The 15,683-nt window shown below is 64.5% G+C and carries 13 protein-coding genes; 10 read left to right on the top strand and 3 right to left on the bottom strand.

What is annotated here, in order from left to right; all coding sequences use genetic code 11:
• Nucleotides 1-6 precede the first annotated feature (6 nt).
• Nucleotides 7-894: an MBL fold metallo-hydrolase gene (locus tag M2332_RS04870; protein ID WP_264573186.1), complete on the bottom strand. Its 888-nt coding sequence runs from the start codon at nt 892-894 to the stop codon at nt 7-9.
• Nucleotides 895-1,000: 106 nt separating this feature from the next.
• On the opposite strand from M2332_RS04870, the gene M2332_RS04865 reads away from it, so the two are divergent.
• Together M2332_RS04865 and M2332_RS04860 are read left to right on the top strand one after the other, a co-directional pair.
• Complete coding sequence (locus tag M2332_RS04865; protein WP_264573185.1) at nt 1,001-1,480, top strand: hypothetical protein; 480 nt, start codon at nt 1,001-1,003, stop codon at nt 1,478-1,480.
• A complete protein-coding gene (locus M2332_RS04860) occupies nt 1,477-1,608 on the top strand; it encodes a hypothetical protein (protein ID WP_264573184.1) in 132 nt (43 codons plus the stop codon). The genes M2332_RS04865 and M2332_RS04860 overlap by 4 nt, the downstream gene beginning before the upstream one ends.
• 8 nt (nt 1,609-1,616) lie before the next feature.
• Here M2332_RS04860 and M2332_RS04855 read toward each other — a convergent pair whose 3' ends face one another.
• The gene (locus M2332_RS04855; protein WP_264573183.1) at nt 1,617-2,942 is read right to left on the bottom strand and encodes a sugar porter family MFS transporter; all 1,326 of its coding nucleotides are present in this window, start codon (nt 2,940-2,942) and stop codon (nt 1,617-1,619) included.
• A gap of 130 nt (nt 2,943-3,072) precedes the next feature.
• On the opposite strand from M2332_RS04855, the gene M2332_RS04850 reads away from it, so the two are divergent.
• From M2332_RS04850 to M2332_RS04840, 3 genes are all read left to right on the top strand, one after another.
• Nucleotides 3,073-3,981 (top strand): dienelactone hydrolase family protein, encoded by a 909-nt coding sequence (locus tag M2332_RS04850; RefSeq protein ID WP_264573182.1) that lies wholly within the window; start codon nt 3,073-3,075, stop codon nt 3,979-3,981.
• Nucleotides 3,982-3,985: 4 nt separating this feature from the next.
• Nucleotides 3,986-5,554 (top strand): carboxylesterase/lipase family protein, encoded by a 1,569-nt coding sequence (locus M2332_RS04845; protein WP_264573181.1) that lies wholly within the window; start codon nt 3,986-3,988, stop codon nt 5,552-5,554.
• A 132-nt stretch (nt 5,555-5,686) separates the two neighbouring features.
• Complete coding sequence (locus M2332_RS04840; protein WP_264573180.1) at nt 5,687-7,258, top strand: tannase/feruloyl esterase family alpha/beta hydrolase; 1,572 nt, start codon at nt 5,687-5,689, stop codon at nt 7,256-7,258.
• Between the two features lie 42 nt (nt 7,259-7,300).
• On the opposite strand, the gene M2332_RS04835 is transcribed toward M2332_RS04840, so the two are convergent.
• Nucleotides 7,301-8,443: an alpha/beta hydrolase gene (locus tag M2332_RS04835; RefSeq protein WP_264573179.1), complete on the bottom strand. Its 1,143-nt coding sequence runs from the start codon at nt 8,441-8,443 to the stop codon at nt 7,301-7,303.
• Nucleotides 8,444-8,577: 134 nt separating this feature from the next.
• On the opposite strand from M2332_RS04835, the gene M2332_RS04830 reads away from it, so the two are divergent.
• From M2332_RS04830 to M2332_RS04810, 5 genes are all read left to right on the top strand, one after another.
• Nucleotides 8,578-10,011 carry a sialidase family protein gene (locus tag M2332_RS04830; protein WP_264573178.1) on the top strand — a complete coding sequence of 478 codons (1,434 nt, stop codon included), beginning with the start codon at nt 8,578-8,580 and terminating at the stop codon, nt 10,009-10,011.
• A gap of 131 nt (nt 10,012-10,142) precedes the next feature.
• On the top strand, nt 10,143-10,772 hold the full coding sequence (locus tag M2332_RS04825) for a hypothetical protein (protein ID WP_264573177.1): 630 nt from the start codon (nt 10,143-10,145) through the stop codon (nt 10,770-10,772).
• Between the two features lie 84 nt (nt 10,773-10,856).
• The gene (locus tag M2332_RS04820; RefSeq protein ID WP_264573176.1) at nt 10,857-13,727 is read left to right on the top strand and encodes a TonB-dependent receptor plug domain-containing protein; all 2,871 of its coding nucleotides are present in this window, start codon (nt 10,857-10,859) and stop codon (nt 13,725-13,727) included.
• 73 nt (nt 13,728-13,800) lie between these two features.
• Nucleotides 13,801-14,349 (top strand): hypothetical protein, encoded by a 549-nt coding sequence (locus M2332_RS04815; protein WP_264573175.1) that lies wholly within the window; start codon nt 13,801-13,803, stop codon nt 14,347-14,349.
• Nucleotides 14,350-14,355: 6 nt separating this feature from the next.
• The gene (locus M2332_RS04810; RefSeq protein ID WP_264573174.1) at nt 14,356-15,519 is read left to right on the top strand and encodes an alpha/beta fold hydrolase; all 1,164 of its coding nucleotides are present in this window, start codon (nt 14,356-14,358) and stop codon (nt 15,517-15,519) included.
• Nucleotides 15,520-15,683: the final 164 nt, after the last annotated feature.

The following is a 15,683-nucleotide window of genomic DNA, read 5'->3' as shown; positions in this document are numbered from 1 at the left end:
GGCCGATCAGCCGACGAAATCGTAGCGATAGGCGTCGCCATCACTGCGAACATGACCGACGGAATTGCCCCTGAAATGCGCGGGGCAGCATAATGTATCGGTATCCGCCAACCGTGCGAGCAGCGACTGGCGCACCTGCGCGGCGGCGTCGCCATCGTCATCGAACATCAGCTGCAGGTCGGGCCGCAGGAGCTGGACGGGGTGGTGGATCACATCGCCCCAGAATGTCGCCGCAGCGCCGCCGCCCTGCGCGTGGACGAGGCAACTGCCCGGCGAGTGGCCATAGGCGGGCTCCAGCCATACGCCATCGCCAATCTCCTTGAACGCCGCGCGCGGATCGTCGGTATCGACGATGTCGGCCAGCCCGGCTTCCACCACCGGCAGGACCGAATCGTCGTAGGCCTCGCGATGGGGTGGAATATCCTGCTGGGTGGACCAATGATCATAATCGCGCTTGCCGAAGATGTAGCGCGCATTGGGGAAGGTCGGCACCCAACGGCCATTCTCCAGCCGCGTGTTCCAGCCGACATGGTCCATGTGGAGATGGGTGCAGAGCACCATGTGAATATCCTGCGGGCGCAGGCCGAGCTTCGCCAGATTCTCGAGATAGGGCGTGTCGAGCATGTGGATGTCGGGCACGCTGCGCGTCTTGCAATTGCCGTTGCAGCTGTCGATCAGGATGTTCTGGCCATCGAGCTGGACGACGAAGCTGTGCATGCTGAGCGTGACGAGGGAGGTCGCCGGGTCGCCGGTCAGGCTGTCATCGCGATACCATCGGGAAAGGTTGGCGAGATCGTCCGCCGTCACCTGCGGGAAGATCATCGCCAGCGGCATGGCCGCCTCCATTTCCATGACGCGACTGATCGTCATCCGGCCCAGAGTCTGCGGCGTCATGAGAAATCCTAATACATGATTGCCTAGCAATTCATGCGCGTTACAAGGGCGCTGTCAACTCGAATCGACGCAATTCGGGCGGCGATCGCAGCGCGGAGAAGACGGTATGTTCAAGCCCATGGTGGTCTCTGCCCGGATGCTGCTCGGCATCTTCAGCTTGCTGAGCGGGCTCAACTGGTTCTTCGGCTTCATGCCGCTGCCCAGCATCTACATGCCGCTGGATGCGCCGATGAAGCATGTGGTCATCACCGAGATGATCCGCACCGGCTGGATGTTCCAGATGGCCAAGGTGGTCGAAATCCTGCTGGGCCTGTCGCTGGTCTTCAACCGCGGCATCCCGCTGATGCTGGTGGTCGCCTTCCCGGTGATTTTCGGCACCTTCATGCTCGATGCTTTGATCCTCGATGACATCTGGGGCTGGATACAGGGCACCGTCACCAATGCGGCGGTCCTGGCTGCCATTGGGGACATGGTCATCGGCGGCCTGTGCGTGCTGCTGATCCACCTGTGGCTGATCTGGTGTTACCTTGACTATTATCGCCCCATGCTTGCCTGGAAGGCGACACCGAAGGAGGCCGGGCTATGACCATGCAGACCCCATCGCCCCGCAAAAGCCGCCGCTGGCTACGGATCGCCTTCTATGCGTTCGGCTGGTTCGCCATCGCGCTGCAGGCCTATAATTTCTATCTGTTCGTCGGCCTGATCGGGAAGTAGCCCGGCGGTCAGGGACGGGCAGGCTCGCTCGCCAGATCCGCCGATAGCTCCTCCAGCGAGCGGCCGCGCGTCTCGACCATCATGAACAGCGTGAAGAGCAGCTGCAGCACCATCATGAATGCGAAGAAGCCAAAGATCCAAACCGGCGCGACGCTGGCGAGCACGGCGGGCATGATCAGGGTGAGGGCGGCGGCGAGCACCCAATGCGTGCCGGTGCCGAGCGCCTGACCCGTCGCACGGGCATTGTTCGGGAAGATCTCCGAGATGTAGACCCAGATGATCGCGCCCTGGCCGATGGCATGGGCGGCGATGAAGAGGAAGATGAAGACCGGCACCAGCGTATAATGCGCGCTGGCAAAGCCATAAGCGACCATGGCCAGCGAGACGATGTAGCCGACCGAGCCGATCAGCATCAGCTTCCGGCGCCCGGCACTGTCGATCAGCGCCATGCCGACCAGCGTGAAGACCAGATTGACCACGCCGACGCCTACTGTCGCGTACAGGGTGGCGCTCGCCTCCGCCCCGGTCAGGCCGAAGATGCGCGGGGCGTAATAGATGATCGCGTTGATGCCGGAGAGCTGGTTGAAGAAGGCGACGAGGAAGGCGAGCATGATCGGCCGGCGCAGATGTCCGTCGAAGAAGCGGCGCAGCGTCATCCGGCTTTCGCCAGCGGGGTCGGCCGTGGCGCGGATCGCCTCGATATCGCCGCCGGCCATGGCCAGCACGCGCCGCGCCTCGGCTTCATTGCCCTTGTGCAGCAGCAGCCAGCGCGGGCTCTCCGGCAGCACAACGGTGGCGAGGAGGAAGAGCGCAGCGGGAATGGCCGGGATGGCGAGCATGATCCGCCAGTCCGCCGGGTGTGCGCCGCTGATCAGCGCGTTGGAAACATAGGCGATGAGAATGCCCAGCACGATCATGGTCTGGAACAGGATACCGAGCCGGCCGCGCCAGGCTGGCGGGGCAATCTCCGAGATATAGGCGGGCGCGGCGATCGACGACGCGCCGATGGCGAGGCCGCCGATGATGCGGAAGGCCATGAACGACCACGGGTCCCACGCCAGCGCCGATCCGATGGCTGAGACCAGATAGAGGATGCCGATCCAGATCAGTGTCGGTTTGCGGCCATAACGATCGCTGGGGATCGCGCCGAACAAGGCGCCGACCACCGTGCCCCACAGGGCAGAGGATATGGCGAGCCCGTGCATCGCGCTGCCCATCGACCAGGTCCGCTGAATGGCCATTTCTGCGCCGGAAATCACTGCGGTGTCGAAACCGAACAGCAGGCCGGCCAGCGCCGCCGTGAAAGCCCAGAGCGAAATCGAGCGATTGGGCATAGGGCGTCTCCTGTCCGGTCAGCGGTCGGTCAATTTATCCAGAAGAACGCTGGTGCCGATCTCGCTTTGTTATACGATCATGAATAAAGATGATTCGCAATGGATTGCAAGATGAGGATTGAGGAGAGCCATGATGCCCCCATTTCAAAGGCCTGACGCCAAGCTAGCTGCGCGGTTTTCCGGGGGCAAGGCGCTTTTCGCGCTCGGTGCTCTGGGCCTGCTGCTGGCCGGGTGCAACGGGGCTGCGCCGGATGCGCAGAACAATTCGGCCGCAGCGAATGCGAGCATGGTACAGACCGGCGATCTCAAGCTCACTTATGCCATGCCGCAGGCCAAGGGTGAGGAGATCGCGTACCGGGTCTTTCTGCCATCAAACTGGCGCGCAGACCGGCACTGGCCGATGGTGCTCATCCTGCATGGCTATGGCAGCACGGCTGACGGCCCCTTTGACGATGCCGGGGGCGCGCTTCAGCGGGAGGCGGAAAAGCATGGCTTCGTGGTGGTCTCGCCCAATGGCTATAATGGCATGGCCGATTATGGCGCCAATCTTCCGCTCCCCTCGGCGCTGCCCGACATGGGGAAGAAAGCGACGATGACGCCGGAGCAGCAATCCGCGCTGGCCGAGGCGGACGTGCGCAACGTGCTGGCCAAGGCGATGGCGGACTATAATATCGATCCGCGCCGTGTGTATCTGATGGGCAATTCCATGGGCATGACCGGCGTGCTGCATTTCGCGCAGACCGATCCGCAGCGTTGGTGCGCCATCTCGGCGAGCGGCGGGCCGCCCTGGCCGGACTATCCGGTCGAGCAGCTGAAGCCCATCTCTAGCGTGCTGCTGGTGCATGGCGGCAAGGATGATCGCGCGAAGGCATCCGACACGCAGACACTGACGGAGCGCCTGAAAGCTGCCGGCGTCGATGCGCGCATGGAATTGATTCCCGAGGGCACGCATGGCGACGCCTGGGTGCGCTATCTGCCGCAGACGCTCGACTTCTTCGCGACCCATGATTGCGCGAGCGGGGGTCGGGCCAATGGTTGATCGCATGAGGAAGATCGCCGGGAGACGCCGCTTGATGGCAGCCCTGATGATGGCCGCCACGCTCGTGGCAGCGCCCGCTTCAGCTCAGGCGCAGGGGGCCTCGGCGGAGGCACCGCGCGCCGAGACGGCCTATGGTCCCGTTGTCGGTACGCGCGATGATGACGTGCTGGTGTTCAAGGGCGTGCCCTATGCAGCCGCGCCGACCGGCGAGCTGCGTTGGCGGCCGCCTGCAGAGCCGGCGGGCTGGACCCGACCCCGGCAGGCGACGACCTTTGCGCCAGCCTGCCCCGGTGGGCTGCCGGCGCGCAAGGATACGTCCGAGGATTGCCTTTATCTCAATGTCTGGACGCCGCAGATGGGCGCGCAGGCCAAGCGCCCGGTGATGGTGTGGATCTATGGCGGCGGCTTTCGCGGTGGATCGACCGCGCTGCCGATCTTCGATGGGCGCGCGCTCGCGCAGCAGGGCGTGGTGCTGGTGAGCTTCGGCTATCGGGTGGGCGCGCTCGGCTTCCTCGCCACGCCGGAGCTGAGCGCTGAATCGCCCCATGGGGCCTCGGGCAATTACGGGGTTCTCGATGCCGTTGCCGCGCTGCGCTGGGTGCAGGAGAATATCGCCGCCTTCGGGGGCGATCGGCAGAATGTGACGGTGTTTGGCCAGTCCTCCGGCTCGGAGACAGTGAACATCCTCACCGCCTCGCCGCTCGCCAAGGGGCTGTTCGCCAAGGCCATCGGCGAATCCGGCTCGTCCTTCGGGGTGCGGGCGGCCCTGCCGCTCCGGAAGGCCGAGGCCCTGGGCAAGGCGTTCATGGCTGAGCGCGGCGTGACCAGCCTCGCCGCCTTGCGCAAGCTGCCCACGGACAAGCTGCTGATCCCCGACGACCAGAAATATGAGCCCAATGTCGATGGCTGGCTGCTGCCCCGCAGCGTGCGCGAGATTTATCTGGCCGGGGCGCAGAATGATGTGCCGATGATTATTGGTGGCACCACGCAGGAATTCGGGCGCCCGCCCGAGATCAGCCGGGAGGCGCTGAATGCGGGCCTGCAGGCCGAATATGGTCCGCTGGCACCGGCCATCGCTACCGCCATCGGTGCAGATGGGGAAGCCGATCCCACCGATGCCCGCTGGCGTCTGACCAATGTCGAGTGGGGGAATTTCACCGCCGCGATGTGGTCTGGCCTGCAGACGAAGACCGGCCGGGCGCCAGTCTATCGCTATGTCTTTGATTATGCGCCTCCCCAACCGGCCGGCCGCCCGCGCACGGCCCATCATGGCGCGGAGCTGGCCTATATCTTCGGCAATTATCGGCCCGCAGGGCGGACGCTCGATGCCGAGGAGCAGATGATCCATCGGCTGCTGAGCGGATACTGGCTGAACTTCGCGCGCACCGGCAATCCCAACGGAGCCGGTCTGCCGCAATGGCCGGCTCATGGCGTGCCGGCCCATGTCGCGCTGCGCTTCGGTGCGGAAGGCGCGGCGCCGATCGGCGAGCGCGAACCCGTGTTGCTCGACCTCATCGACCGACATTATCACGGCGAGGCCGACGAAGCGGATCAGACCATAAAACCGCGTTGAACGCGAAGGTAGCGGAGAGGGGGAAGGCTTATGCGGACAAGTTGGATCAAGAGGCTGGCACGACTCGCGGTGGGCGTCATGCTCGCTTGTGTCAGCAGCGCGTCGCTTCAGTCTCAGCCCGCGAAATCCCCGATGCCGCCGGTCCATTTCACACCGCTGCCCGAGCGGCCGGTCGTGATGCCGGTCATGGCCTGCGACGCCTTGCCCACCGAGGATCTGCTGGCCATTAAGGACGCGCCGGCGCGGATCAGCAGCGCAACGCTGGAGACGCGTGACAATGGCGTGGCATTCTGCCGGATCACGGGCATGATCGCGCCGCAGATCCAGTTTGAGCTGCATCTACCGACGGAAACCTACACCGGTCGCTACCTGCAGGGTGGCTGTGGCGGGGCCTGTGGCGTGATCTACCAGACGGTGTCGCCGTCCTGCGATAATCAGACGGCCTTCAGCGGCGCATTTGCCGTGAGCTTCAACAATAGCGGCCATGTCGGGCCGGACGCGCGCGATACGCTCTGGGCGGCTCATGCCCCGCAATTGCGGGCCGATTTTGCTTATCGCGCGGCGCATGTGACGGCGCGTGTCGCCAAGGAGATCATCGCCCGCTTCTATGGACGCAAGCCGGCTTACTCCTACTTCATGGGCTGCTCCAATGGCGGGCGCGAAGCCATGATGGAAGCGCAGCGCTATCCTGATGATTTCGACGGCATCATCGCAGGCGCGCCCGCTCTGTGGATCACGCCGGGCGTCGTCCGCATCATCCATGAGTCTCAGGTGGCCAGGAGCGCGGATGGCCAACCCATTCTCACGCCGCAATCCACCCAATTGCTTCATCGGGCAGTGATGGCGGCGTGCGATGGCCTTGATGGCCTCAAGGATGGCCAGATCGACAATCCCCGTCGCTGCCGGTTCGATCCGCGCACGCTCGTCTGCAAGCCGGGGCAGCGGGCCGATTGCGTGACGGCGCAGCAGGCCGAGACGATGCGTCGGCTTTACGAAGGGCCGAGGGATGCACAGGGCCGGCCCTTGTTCTTTGGCGGCGAGCCTTACGGGTCCGAACTGCTGTGGACCGGGCCGGGCAGCTTCGTGGCTGACGGCTATCAACTGGCGGCGAACCAGATCAAGTTCATGATCTACAATGGCGAAACCCATCAGGATTTCGACTGGCGCACATGGAAGCCCGATGCGGCGGCCCTGGCCGACCTGATCGACAAGGGCGGCTATTATAATGCCAGCAATCCCGATCTCGCCGCATTCAAGGCGCGCGGTGGCAAGCTGATCATGTGGCAGGGCGAGGCGGACAATGCCGGGGGATCATGGCTGCTGCCGGACTACTATCAGCGCGTCCGGAACGCGATGGGCGGCTTTGCCAGGACCGATCTGTTCATGCGGGTCTACATGTTTCCCGGAGTCTATCACTGCGCTGGCGGCTATATCGGCTATCAGCACGACCTGCTCGGGCCGATGGTCAATTGGGTAGAGCGGGGCGCGGCGCCCGGTGCGGTGGAAGGCGCTGCCATTCTGGCGGATGGCACGATCCGCCGCCGTCCGACCTATCCGTTCCCGGTGCAGGCACGCTATACGGGCCGGGGGGACATCAACGCCGCCAGCAGCTTTGCGCCGGTGCCCATCGCCAAGGATCATGACGACCGGTTCGATTGGGTGGGCGCCGGCATGGAGGCTGGTCCGCCGCCGGCTCCTTACTGACATGCGGCGCAGAGGGGAGACCGCTGCGCCGCATTCCACCCGCTACTTGCCGAGCTTCTTGTCGAAGAAGTTGACGATAACCTTGTAGGCATCCTGCGATTCCGGGATGACCGGATTGTAGAAGAAGCCGTGGAACAGACCGTCCCACACATGCAGATCGGCATCGGCGCCGGCCTTCACCATCTGGCCATGTGAGTAGACTGCGGAACTGAGCTCAAAGGCCCGCGTGCCGGTGATGAACAGCGTCGGCGGGAATTTGGCCAGCAGTTCGAGCGAGTTGGCCGGTGCGGCCAGCGGGTCCTTGATGTCGACCTTCTCGAGATACTGCAGCGGGGGAAGACCCTTGCCGAGTGGCGGCGGCGGCTCCGCCGGCGGGTTCGCCTCGCCGATGGCGGCGGTGGTATAATGCGCATCACCGCCGAAGCCGGGACCTTTTTCTAGCGTCATCCCGGCACAGAAAATGCCGATGGCGCCGGGCATGGGGAGCTTCTCCTTATCGAACCAGGCCATCGCCATGCCAACGAGCATGCCGCCCGCCGAGCAGCCATAGATGCCGATATCGGCCGGCTTGTAGGTCTTGAGCAGTTCGCGATAGACGCTGGCGACATCCTCGCTCGCGGCCGGGAAGCGATATTGCGGCGCCTGGCGATAATCGATCGTGATGACCTTATAGCCACCGAGCGACGCGATCGGCATCGATTCCAACTCGGCGCAACCCGGGTAGCAGCCGCCGAAGCCGCCGCCATGCAGGTTGAGCAGAATGCGCTTCTGGTTCTGCGGCTTGACCCCTTGCGTAGGCGTGTAAGTGATGGCGGGCACGCCTGCGATGGTCGTTTCCTGCCGGACCAGCGGGAACATCGCCTTGGCCGAGGCCATATAGGGCTTCATGAAGAAGGGGACGCCATTTTCCGGCAGCGTCTTCGATTCACGGTCCTGCATGTCGTGCAGATGCTCGGCCAGATAGGCCTTGGCTTCATCGGTCAGGAAACTGGAAACCGGTACGCTCATCGCGGGCACATGCACTGTGCCGTCGGAATCGATCTTCACTGGATTGCTGTCCGCCTTGTCAGCCGTTTGGGCCGGTGCGGCGGCGGGGAAGGCCAGCGCGACCACCGATGCGCCCGTAAGCGCCACTAGTCGCGACCACAGGCTGTACGCCGGGCGTTTGGCGAATGATTCTCCCATATAAACCTCTCATTTAGTCTGATTTTTGTGCCGCATCGCAAATTGGCATCTGGAATTGTTAGACTCACATGAATACAATCGATTGTAAAGGGGCCGTCCAAATCGGTCTTTTTGCTGGTCGAGGGAGAGTGGATATGGTCGGTCTGGCGCAGGGTAAGGGCGGGGTGCGGGCGCTTGCTGGCTTAGGAGCAGTGGCACTGGTGGCGGGCTGTCATCCTGCGGGGGCACGACCGGCGGCGGAGATGCCGACGGTCCAGCAACTCAGCACCGGCGGCGCGGCCTTTTCCGCCTCGGTGCCGGAGATCGCGGTCGACCCCGCTGACCCGCAGCGCGTCGCGGTCATATGGCGGGATCTGGCCATGACAAGGCCTGGCGAACCCGCCGGCGAGCGGGGCATGCAGTGCCACCTTTCGCTGTCCAAGGACGGTGGGCGCAGCTTCGATACCCAGCCGCTGGTCTGGACGATGGCCGACACGCCCGTGTGCAACTCGCCTTATGTGGACATTGGTCCGCAGGGCGAGCTGCTGATCGGCGCGACGCTGGCGGGCGTGCTGCCGCAGAACGCGCCGGAGGGCGAGCATGCGTCAGGGCGGGTAGTCATGCGCCTTTCGACCGACTGGGGCCATAATTGGTCCCCGATCTCCAGCGGCATCGCGACGGGGGAAGAGGCGCGGTTCGAGGCCAATGCCACGGTCCCGGCCGAAGCGACGCATGTGCCATGGGACGGGGGGCGCGGCGTGATCGACGCGGTGAGCGGGGAAATCATCCTCTCCGGCGGCTATCCGGCCCCGCCGGGCGAGGCGCTGCGCTCGCAGCGCTTCTACACCGTCTCGAAGGATCGCGGCAAAAGCTGGGGGCTGATCCGCGCCTTTGGTGCGCCCGGCTGGCCGCAGCGCTGGGACGGGCATTATGTCGTCGCCCACGGTACGCTTGCCTACAGCTATCTGGCGGAAGCCGTGCCGGTCGATGGCGTCAAGTGCTTGTGCGTGGTCTTCGCCACCAGCGCGGATGGCGGAGCGACGGTGCAGCGGCACCTCGTCACACAGGTCGAGTATTTCGACCGGCTGGTCCATTATCCGCCGATCGCCGCGCATCCGGCCCATGCTGGGCAATATGCGCTCGCGCTGGCGTCCGACAAGGCGGGGACGCCCTCGGTGCGCATCACGCGGGATGGCGGCGCCCACTGGCAGGCATTGGATGGCCCGGCTGCGCCTGAAGGCGTGGTGCGGTCGTCGCGGCCGGCGCTGGCCTATACGCCCGACGGCGTGCTGGGGCTGCTCTGGCGCGGCTATCACGCGGATGGCAGCTATGACCTCTACATCGCGGCGTCTGCCGATGGCGAGCGCTTCGGGCGGGTGCAGCGCGTCTCGCCCGCCTCATCCCGCGTGCCGGACGCGCTGGCGAAGGATTATTCCGCGGGTGGCGACTTCATCAGCAGTCTGGGCGCCGGGAGGGACGCGCTTCACGCCGCCTGGACAGGCTGGCCAGCAGGCGCGGCAGGGCAGGTGATATATGCGCGCGTTCCGCTGGCACCGCTGCTGGGCGACCTACCGCCGCCGAACAAATAAGATCGTTAGTCAAAACTAAATTCAAAATGTTGACACGATGTAGGGGATGGCCCTAGCATGACCATCAGCGGTGAAGGCGTGAGGGCTACAAAGTGCCCCCTGCCTGATCCTGCGCTGGAGGGGATGCATCGATGGGGCACCAGGCAAAGATCGTCGCGGCGATACTGATCTGTATCGCGGGCTTCTCGTTCAATCTGCTGAGCTTTGATTCCTTCATCTTCTTCGGCCTGCCGATGGTGGCCGGTGTTGCTGTGGCCTGGGCGAACACGCGCCGCCATGCCGATTGGCGGACGATTGACCAGGCGACCGATGTGATGCGCATCTACTTTGGCGGGCATCTGCTCTGGTCGTGCCTGCGCTTCTGGTTCACGGACATGCAACCCTCCGGGGCGCCCATGCATCCGATTGCGGGGCCGTTCCTTGCCTCGCTCTTTGCGACCGGCATTTTCCCGGCGGTCAAGGTGCTGGAGGGCATTGTCGGCGTAATGCTGCTGAGCAACCGTTTCGTTCCGCTGGCCCTCGTGCTGGAAGTGCCGACGAGCATGACGGTGTTCTATCTCAACACCTTCATCACCGCGCGGCTTAGTGGCCTGCTCACCGGGCCGACCGAATTGGGCGTAAACGTGCTGCTGATGCTCGCCTATTTCCAGCATTACCGCCCGATGCTGCGCGCAAAGCCGCGCGCTGCGCCGCCTTGGGCGCGCGAGGATCGCCTTGACGACAAGGCTCAATATAGTTATACAAAATCAAATAACATTTAATATACCGATGAATTCGGCGGTCTGGCGAGGTGCCAGTCGCTCAGGCATCCCGGCCATGATCGGGAGCAAGGGGAGGGAGATGAGATGAAGGCACGGAATTTTTCTGTCCGCGAACGGACGGGTCTGAAACTGGCGGTCTCCGCTTCGGCTCTGGTGTTGGCGGCGCTCGGCGCAGTGCCCGCCATGGCGCAGCAGGATGCATCGCCCCAGCAGGGCAGCTCTACGGATGCCGCGGATGCCGCGATTATCGTGACCGGCACGCGCATCAAGGGGGTCGCGCCGGTCGGTTCGCCGGTCATCCCCGTCGGTCGCGAGGAGATCGAGAAGCTCGGCGTCAGCACCACCAACGACGCGCTCCGCAAGCTCCCCCAGATCGTCAACTTCGGCGGCAATAACGAGCAGCAGGGTGGATCGATCATCCAGAACACCTCGCTCAATTCCTTCGCTGCGAAGTCGATCAACCTGCGTGGTCTGGGCACGGCCTCGACGCTCAGCCTGGTGAACGGCCACCGTGTCGCCCCGCAGGGCGCCAATGGCCAGCTCTTCGACGCCGATAACATCCCCGCCATCGCGCTGGAGCGCATCGAAGTGGTCGCGGACGGCGGCTCGGCCATTTACGGGTCGGATGCGGTCGGCGGTGTCGTCAACTTCATCATGCGCCGGCCGGACAATGTGTTCGAGGTGCAGGCCCGCGCCGGTTTTGCCGACTCCGTCGAGGAGTATATCGGCTCGGTCGCCTTCGGGCGGCGCTGGTCCAGCGGCGGCTTCTTCCTCGCCTACGAGTATCAGAACCGCACCGCGCTGGAAGCCGCCGACCGGCCGAACCTGTATAACAGCGACCTCTCGCCTTATGGCGGCGCGCCCAACCCGGTGCTCACCAATCCCGGCAACGTTCAGTTCGGGTCGAGCTTCTATGGTATTCCCGCCGGGCAGAATGGCACGAACGTGACGCTGGGCAAGCTGACGGCGACGCCCAATCGCGAGAATGCATGGATCGGCGCCGATGCCATTCCTTCCGGAAAGCGGCATACGGTGGTCGGCACCTTCCGCCAGGATTTCGACGATAACGTGACGTTCGTGGCCGATGGCCTGTTCTCGCGGCGTGAACTCACCAACCGTGGCATTGCCTCGACCGCGACGCTTTCGGTGCCGAACACGAACCCGTTCAGCCCGTGCGCGCCCGGCAAGGTGGACGATAGCGCCACGCTCAACTGCCCGGCCAATGGCACGCTGACCGTGCCTTACAGCTTCCTCGAGGATCTGGGTCCGCTCACGATCACCGGCTATGAGCAGATCTGGTCGCTCTCTGGCGGGCTGGAGATGAAGCTGAGCAACGACTGGAACGCCAACGTCACCACATATTACAGCGAGAACAAGGGCTACAGCCTGGCGACCAACCAGCTCAATACCAACGGTCTCAATCGGGCGCTCGGCGCTACCGTAGCCGGCACCACCAAGCCGGCGAGCGTGCCGTTCTTCAACCCGTTCTGCGACGGGCAGCAGTTCGATTGTAATTCCGAGGCGACTCTGGCGCTCTTCCGCGCGCAGACGGAACTTGAAGTGTTCAATCGCAGCTATGGCGGCTCGGCCAATATCGGCGGCTCACTCTTCCGCCTGCCGGGCGGTGACGTGCGCGTCTCGGTCGGTGGCGAGATCCGCTTTGACTATCTGTTCGGCAACGGTCAGCTCTCCAACACGCGCACTGCGAATGTCGATACCTTCGCGGGTGTGCCGACCTCTAACGAGCGCGACGTGCGTTCCGTCTATGCAGAAGCCTATGTGCCGCTGTTCGGCCCCGACAATGCCCGGCCGGGCCTGGAGAAGCTCGAGTTCAACGCCGCCGTCCGCTACGATCGCTATAGCGACGTCGGCTCGACGACCAATCCGCGCTTCGGTGTGACGTACGCCCCGGCATCCGGCATCCAGTTCCGCGGCAGCTACGGCACATCCTTCCGCGCGCCCTCGCTGGTCGACGTCAACAAATATGCCACCGCCGGCTTCCTGCCGCGCACCGGCAGCGGCTCGGCCGTGGGCCTGTCGCCCGCTGCGGGCTCGTTCCAATATGTCTATCCGATTGGCGGCAATCCGGACCTGAAGCCGGAGACGGCCACGACCTGGTCGCTGGGCATGGACCTGACGCCGGAACTGGCCAAGGGCTTCAACTTCAGCCTGACCTACTACAATATCGTCTACAAGGATAAGGTCGACACGGCCGCCTACAACGCGCCGATCGGCGCGGTGCTGAACTCGGGCGCCTATGACGATTTCATCGTGTTCAACCCGGTCTACTTCCCGAGCAAGACCAACCAGACGCTGGCCCAGTATGTCGCGTACTGGAACCAGATCACGGCCGATCCGCAATTGCCGGTGCTGGGCCTGGTCGACCCGACCACCGTCATCGCCATTGTCGATGCGCGCCGCAATAACAGCGGCGTGGTGGAGACGGACGGCTTCGACGTCTCGCTCGACTATACGCTCAACGGCAATGGCATCGATTTCCGCTTCGGCGCGCGGGCCAATTATGTCCTCCACTACAAGACCTCGCCGGTTCCCGGCGTTGCGCTCAAGGATGAGGTGAACCACTTCGGCTATCCGGCGCGCTTCACCGGCAAGGTTGAAGCGGGCGTGGACATCGGCGGCTTCTCCGGCACCGTGTTCCTCAACTATGTGAATTCGCGCACGATCACGCGTGACTTCCTGCCGGCAGCCGTGCCCGATCAGTATCAGAATATCGATCCGATCACGACGGTGGACCTCAGCCTGCGCTACAATTTCGGCGAAACCGGATCGATGATCACCAATGGTCTGGCGGCGTCGCTGAACGTGCTCAACGTGTTCGATGCCGATCCGCCGCTGGTGGTGAATGCGGGCGGCGCCACGCCGATCCGGTTCGACTCCAGCTATTCCAGCTCGATGGGCCGGTACATCTCGTTCCAGCTCTCGAAGAAGTTCTAACGGCTGAGGGGGGCGCCCGGACGAAGCCCAAGGGCTTCGTCCGGTCCGTCAGTTGTACCGGAGGCGATCCGCCATGGCACCCAGCACAGTCGCTTCGCCCACCGGTGGGCGCACGACCTTCGGCAGCGTCGTCTATGCCTGCCAGTTTCTCTATGGCGGCTGGTTCCTGTTCCACGGGCTGAACTACTGGCTGGAATTCTATCTGGACCGGTCGATCCAGCCGGGGCCGGGTCTCGTGCCCGCACTGGCAGAGTCCGGGGTGATGGCGCTGGTCAAGGCGCTGGAAGTCACCATTGGCTTGGCCCTGCTGCTCGATCTGTTCGCGGCGCTGGCGGTTGTCGCCGCCTGGCCGATCACGTTGATGATTGCGTTCGTCACGGCATCGCATGGCCGCCCGTTCGGCATGGGTGTGGCGGCGGTCATTATCGGGCTGAACGCGGTCATGTCGCTCGGCTATCTCCACCGCTACCGCCCGATGCTGGCGTGGAGCGCAGGGCCGCCCGGCGGTTCATCCGCCGCGCAGGGCTCGCGCATGGTGCCCGCGCGGCACGGCCTCGCCGCGCTTATGGGCATAGCCGCGGCCATCGGCATTACCTACCTCACTGTCTATCTTCGGCGCTAAGCGGGTATGACGTCTATCCGCCTGCCACTGCTCGCCTGTCTGCTGGCGGCTCTGCCGCTTTCTGTTGCGCCCGCACAGCAGAGCGCCGCTGCAACGCAGCCGCTCGTCATTGCGCGGCAAGGCAATTTCTTCGTCGGCGGGCATGAGGCGCAGACGCCGGACGGGCCGGTGATCGCCGGCGCCATGTACGTCGAATATCAGATCCCGGCGCAGCAGACGCATCCCTATCCCTTGGTGTTCTTTCATGGTGGGGCGTCCAGCGGGGCGAGCTTCTGGAGTACGCCCGACGGCCGCGAGGGCTGGGCGACGCTGTTCCTCCGCAAGGGCTATGCCGTCTATGTGGTCGATCGCCCGACGCTCGGCCGCTCACCGCATTATGAGGCGGTCGACGGGCGCAAGCTGATGCCTCCCGCCGGACTTCCCGCGCGGGAAGGGCAGGCGGCACCGCCTCCGCCGACCAGCAAGCCGGCGCATCTGCCCGGCACGAATGCGCCGGACGATCCCGCCGCCGCCTATATGCGGAGCGCGCGCCAATCCACCATCGAGGTGCCCTTCGGCGCGCCCGGCGATGCGCTGGCAGTCAGCGTTCATGTCGACCGGCTGGACCGGGAGGCGGGCGCAGCGCTGCTCGACCGGATCGGCCCCGCCATTCTGGTCACCCATTCGCGGGCGGGGACGACAGGCTGGCAGATCGCCGATGCGCGGCCGGCACTCGTCAAGGCCATTGTCGCCGCTGAGCCGAACGGCCCGCCTTTCTACAATGCCGCGCCAATGGGCACGCCGGGCGATCCGGTCGCGCGGCCTTTCGGTATTACCTATGCCGGCCTCCGCTTCGATCCGCTGGTCACGGAACTGCGCGACTTCGGGCCGCTCACGCAATTGCCGCCGGAGGATGGCCATAAGGTGGGCTGCTGGACGGTGGCGGGCAAAATGCCCCGGCTGGTCAATCTGGCGCAGGTGCGGGTGATCGTGCTGGTCGGCGGCGCATCCTATCATGCCGGTTACGATCACTGCACCGCGCAGTTTCTAGAGAAGGCGGGCGTATCCGTCGATCTCGTCCCGCTCGATGCGCATGGGTTCGTCGGCAACACCCATGGCTTCCCGACCGAGACCAACAATCATCTGATCGCCGATTTCATCGCCCGCTGGCTGGCGGAGCGCGACCTTTAGAACAAGCTGGGTCGCCGGTGCTGGAGCCCATCGCGGCAGCTTGGTTCGCCGATCTGACGATGACACCCCCGCTAATCGGCTTCCTGCCGCTTTCCGAAAGCGCCGCAACCCACCCTTAGCGTGGCGGTGGATTGCGCATATTGACAAGCGCGACGGAAATAATG

Origin of the sequence: Sphingobium sp. B11D3A (genome assembly GCF_025961695.1) — a bacterium.
Lineage (GTDB): Bacteria > Pseudomonadota > Alphaproteobacteria > Sphingomonadales > Sphingomonadaceae > Sphingobium.
The sequence above is the reverse complement of the archived record's forward strand: the minus strand, read 5'-3'. Positions and strand labels throughout refer to the sequence as shown.

Excerpts from the sequence above, each read along its gene's own strand:
- M2332_RS04865 (WP_264573185.1), top strand. The coding sequence starts at position 1,001 with ATGTTCAAGCCCATGGTGGTCTCTGCCCGGATGCTGCTCGGCATCTTC.
- M2332_RS04835 (WP_264573179.1), bottom strand. The coding sequence starts at position 8,443 with ATGGGAGAATCATTCGCCAAACGCCCGGCGTACAGCCTGTGGTCGCGA.
- M2332_RS04855 (WP_264573183.1), bottom strand. The coding sequence starts at position 2,942 with ATGCCCAATCGCTCGATTTCGCTCTGGGCTTTCACGGCGGCGCTGGCC.
- M2332_RS04830 (WP_264573178.1), top strand. The coding sequence starts at position 8,578 with ATGGTCGGTCTGGCGCAGGGTAAGGGCGGGGTGCGGGCGCTTGCTGGC.
- M2332_RS04870 (WP_264573186.1), bottom strand. The coding sequence starts at position 894 with ATGACGCCGCAGACTCTGGGCCGGATGACGATCAGTCGCGTCATGGAA.
- M2332_RS04850 (WP_264573182.1), top strand. The coding sequence starts at position 3,073 with ATGATGCCCCCATTTCAAAGGCCTGACGCCAAGCTAGCTGCGCGGTTT.
- M2332_RS04840 (WP_264573180.1), top strand. The coding sequence starts at position 5,687 with ATGCCGCCGGTCCATTTCACACCGCTGCCCGAGCGGCCGGTCGTGATG.
- M2332_RS04845 (WP_264573181.1), top strand. The coding sequence starts at position 3,986 with ATGAGGAAGATCGCCGGGAGACGCCGCTTGATGGCAGCCCTGATGATG.
- M2332_RS04810 (WP_264573174.1), top strand. The coding sequence starts at position 14,356 with ATGACGTCTATCCGCCTGCCACTGCTCGCCTGTCTGCTGGCGGCTCTG.
- M2332_RS04820 (WP_264573176.1), top strand. The coding sequence starts at position 10,857 with ATGAAGGCACGGAATTTTTCTGTCCGCGAACGGACGGGTCTGAAACTG.
- M2332_RS04825 (WP_264573177.1), top strand. The coding sequence starts at position 10,143 with ATGGGGCACCAGGCAAAGATCGTCGCGGCGATACTGATCTGTATCGCG.
- M2332_RS04815 (WP_264573175.1), top strand. The coding sequence starts at position 13,801 with ATGGCACCCAGCACAGTCGCTTCGCCCACCGGTGGGCGCACGACCTTC.
- M2332_RS04860 (WP_264573184.1), top strand. The coding sequence starts at position 1,477 with ATGACCATGCAGACCCCATCGCCCCGCAAAAGCCGCCGCTGGCTACGG.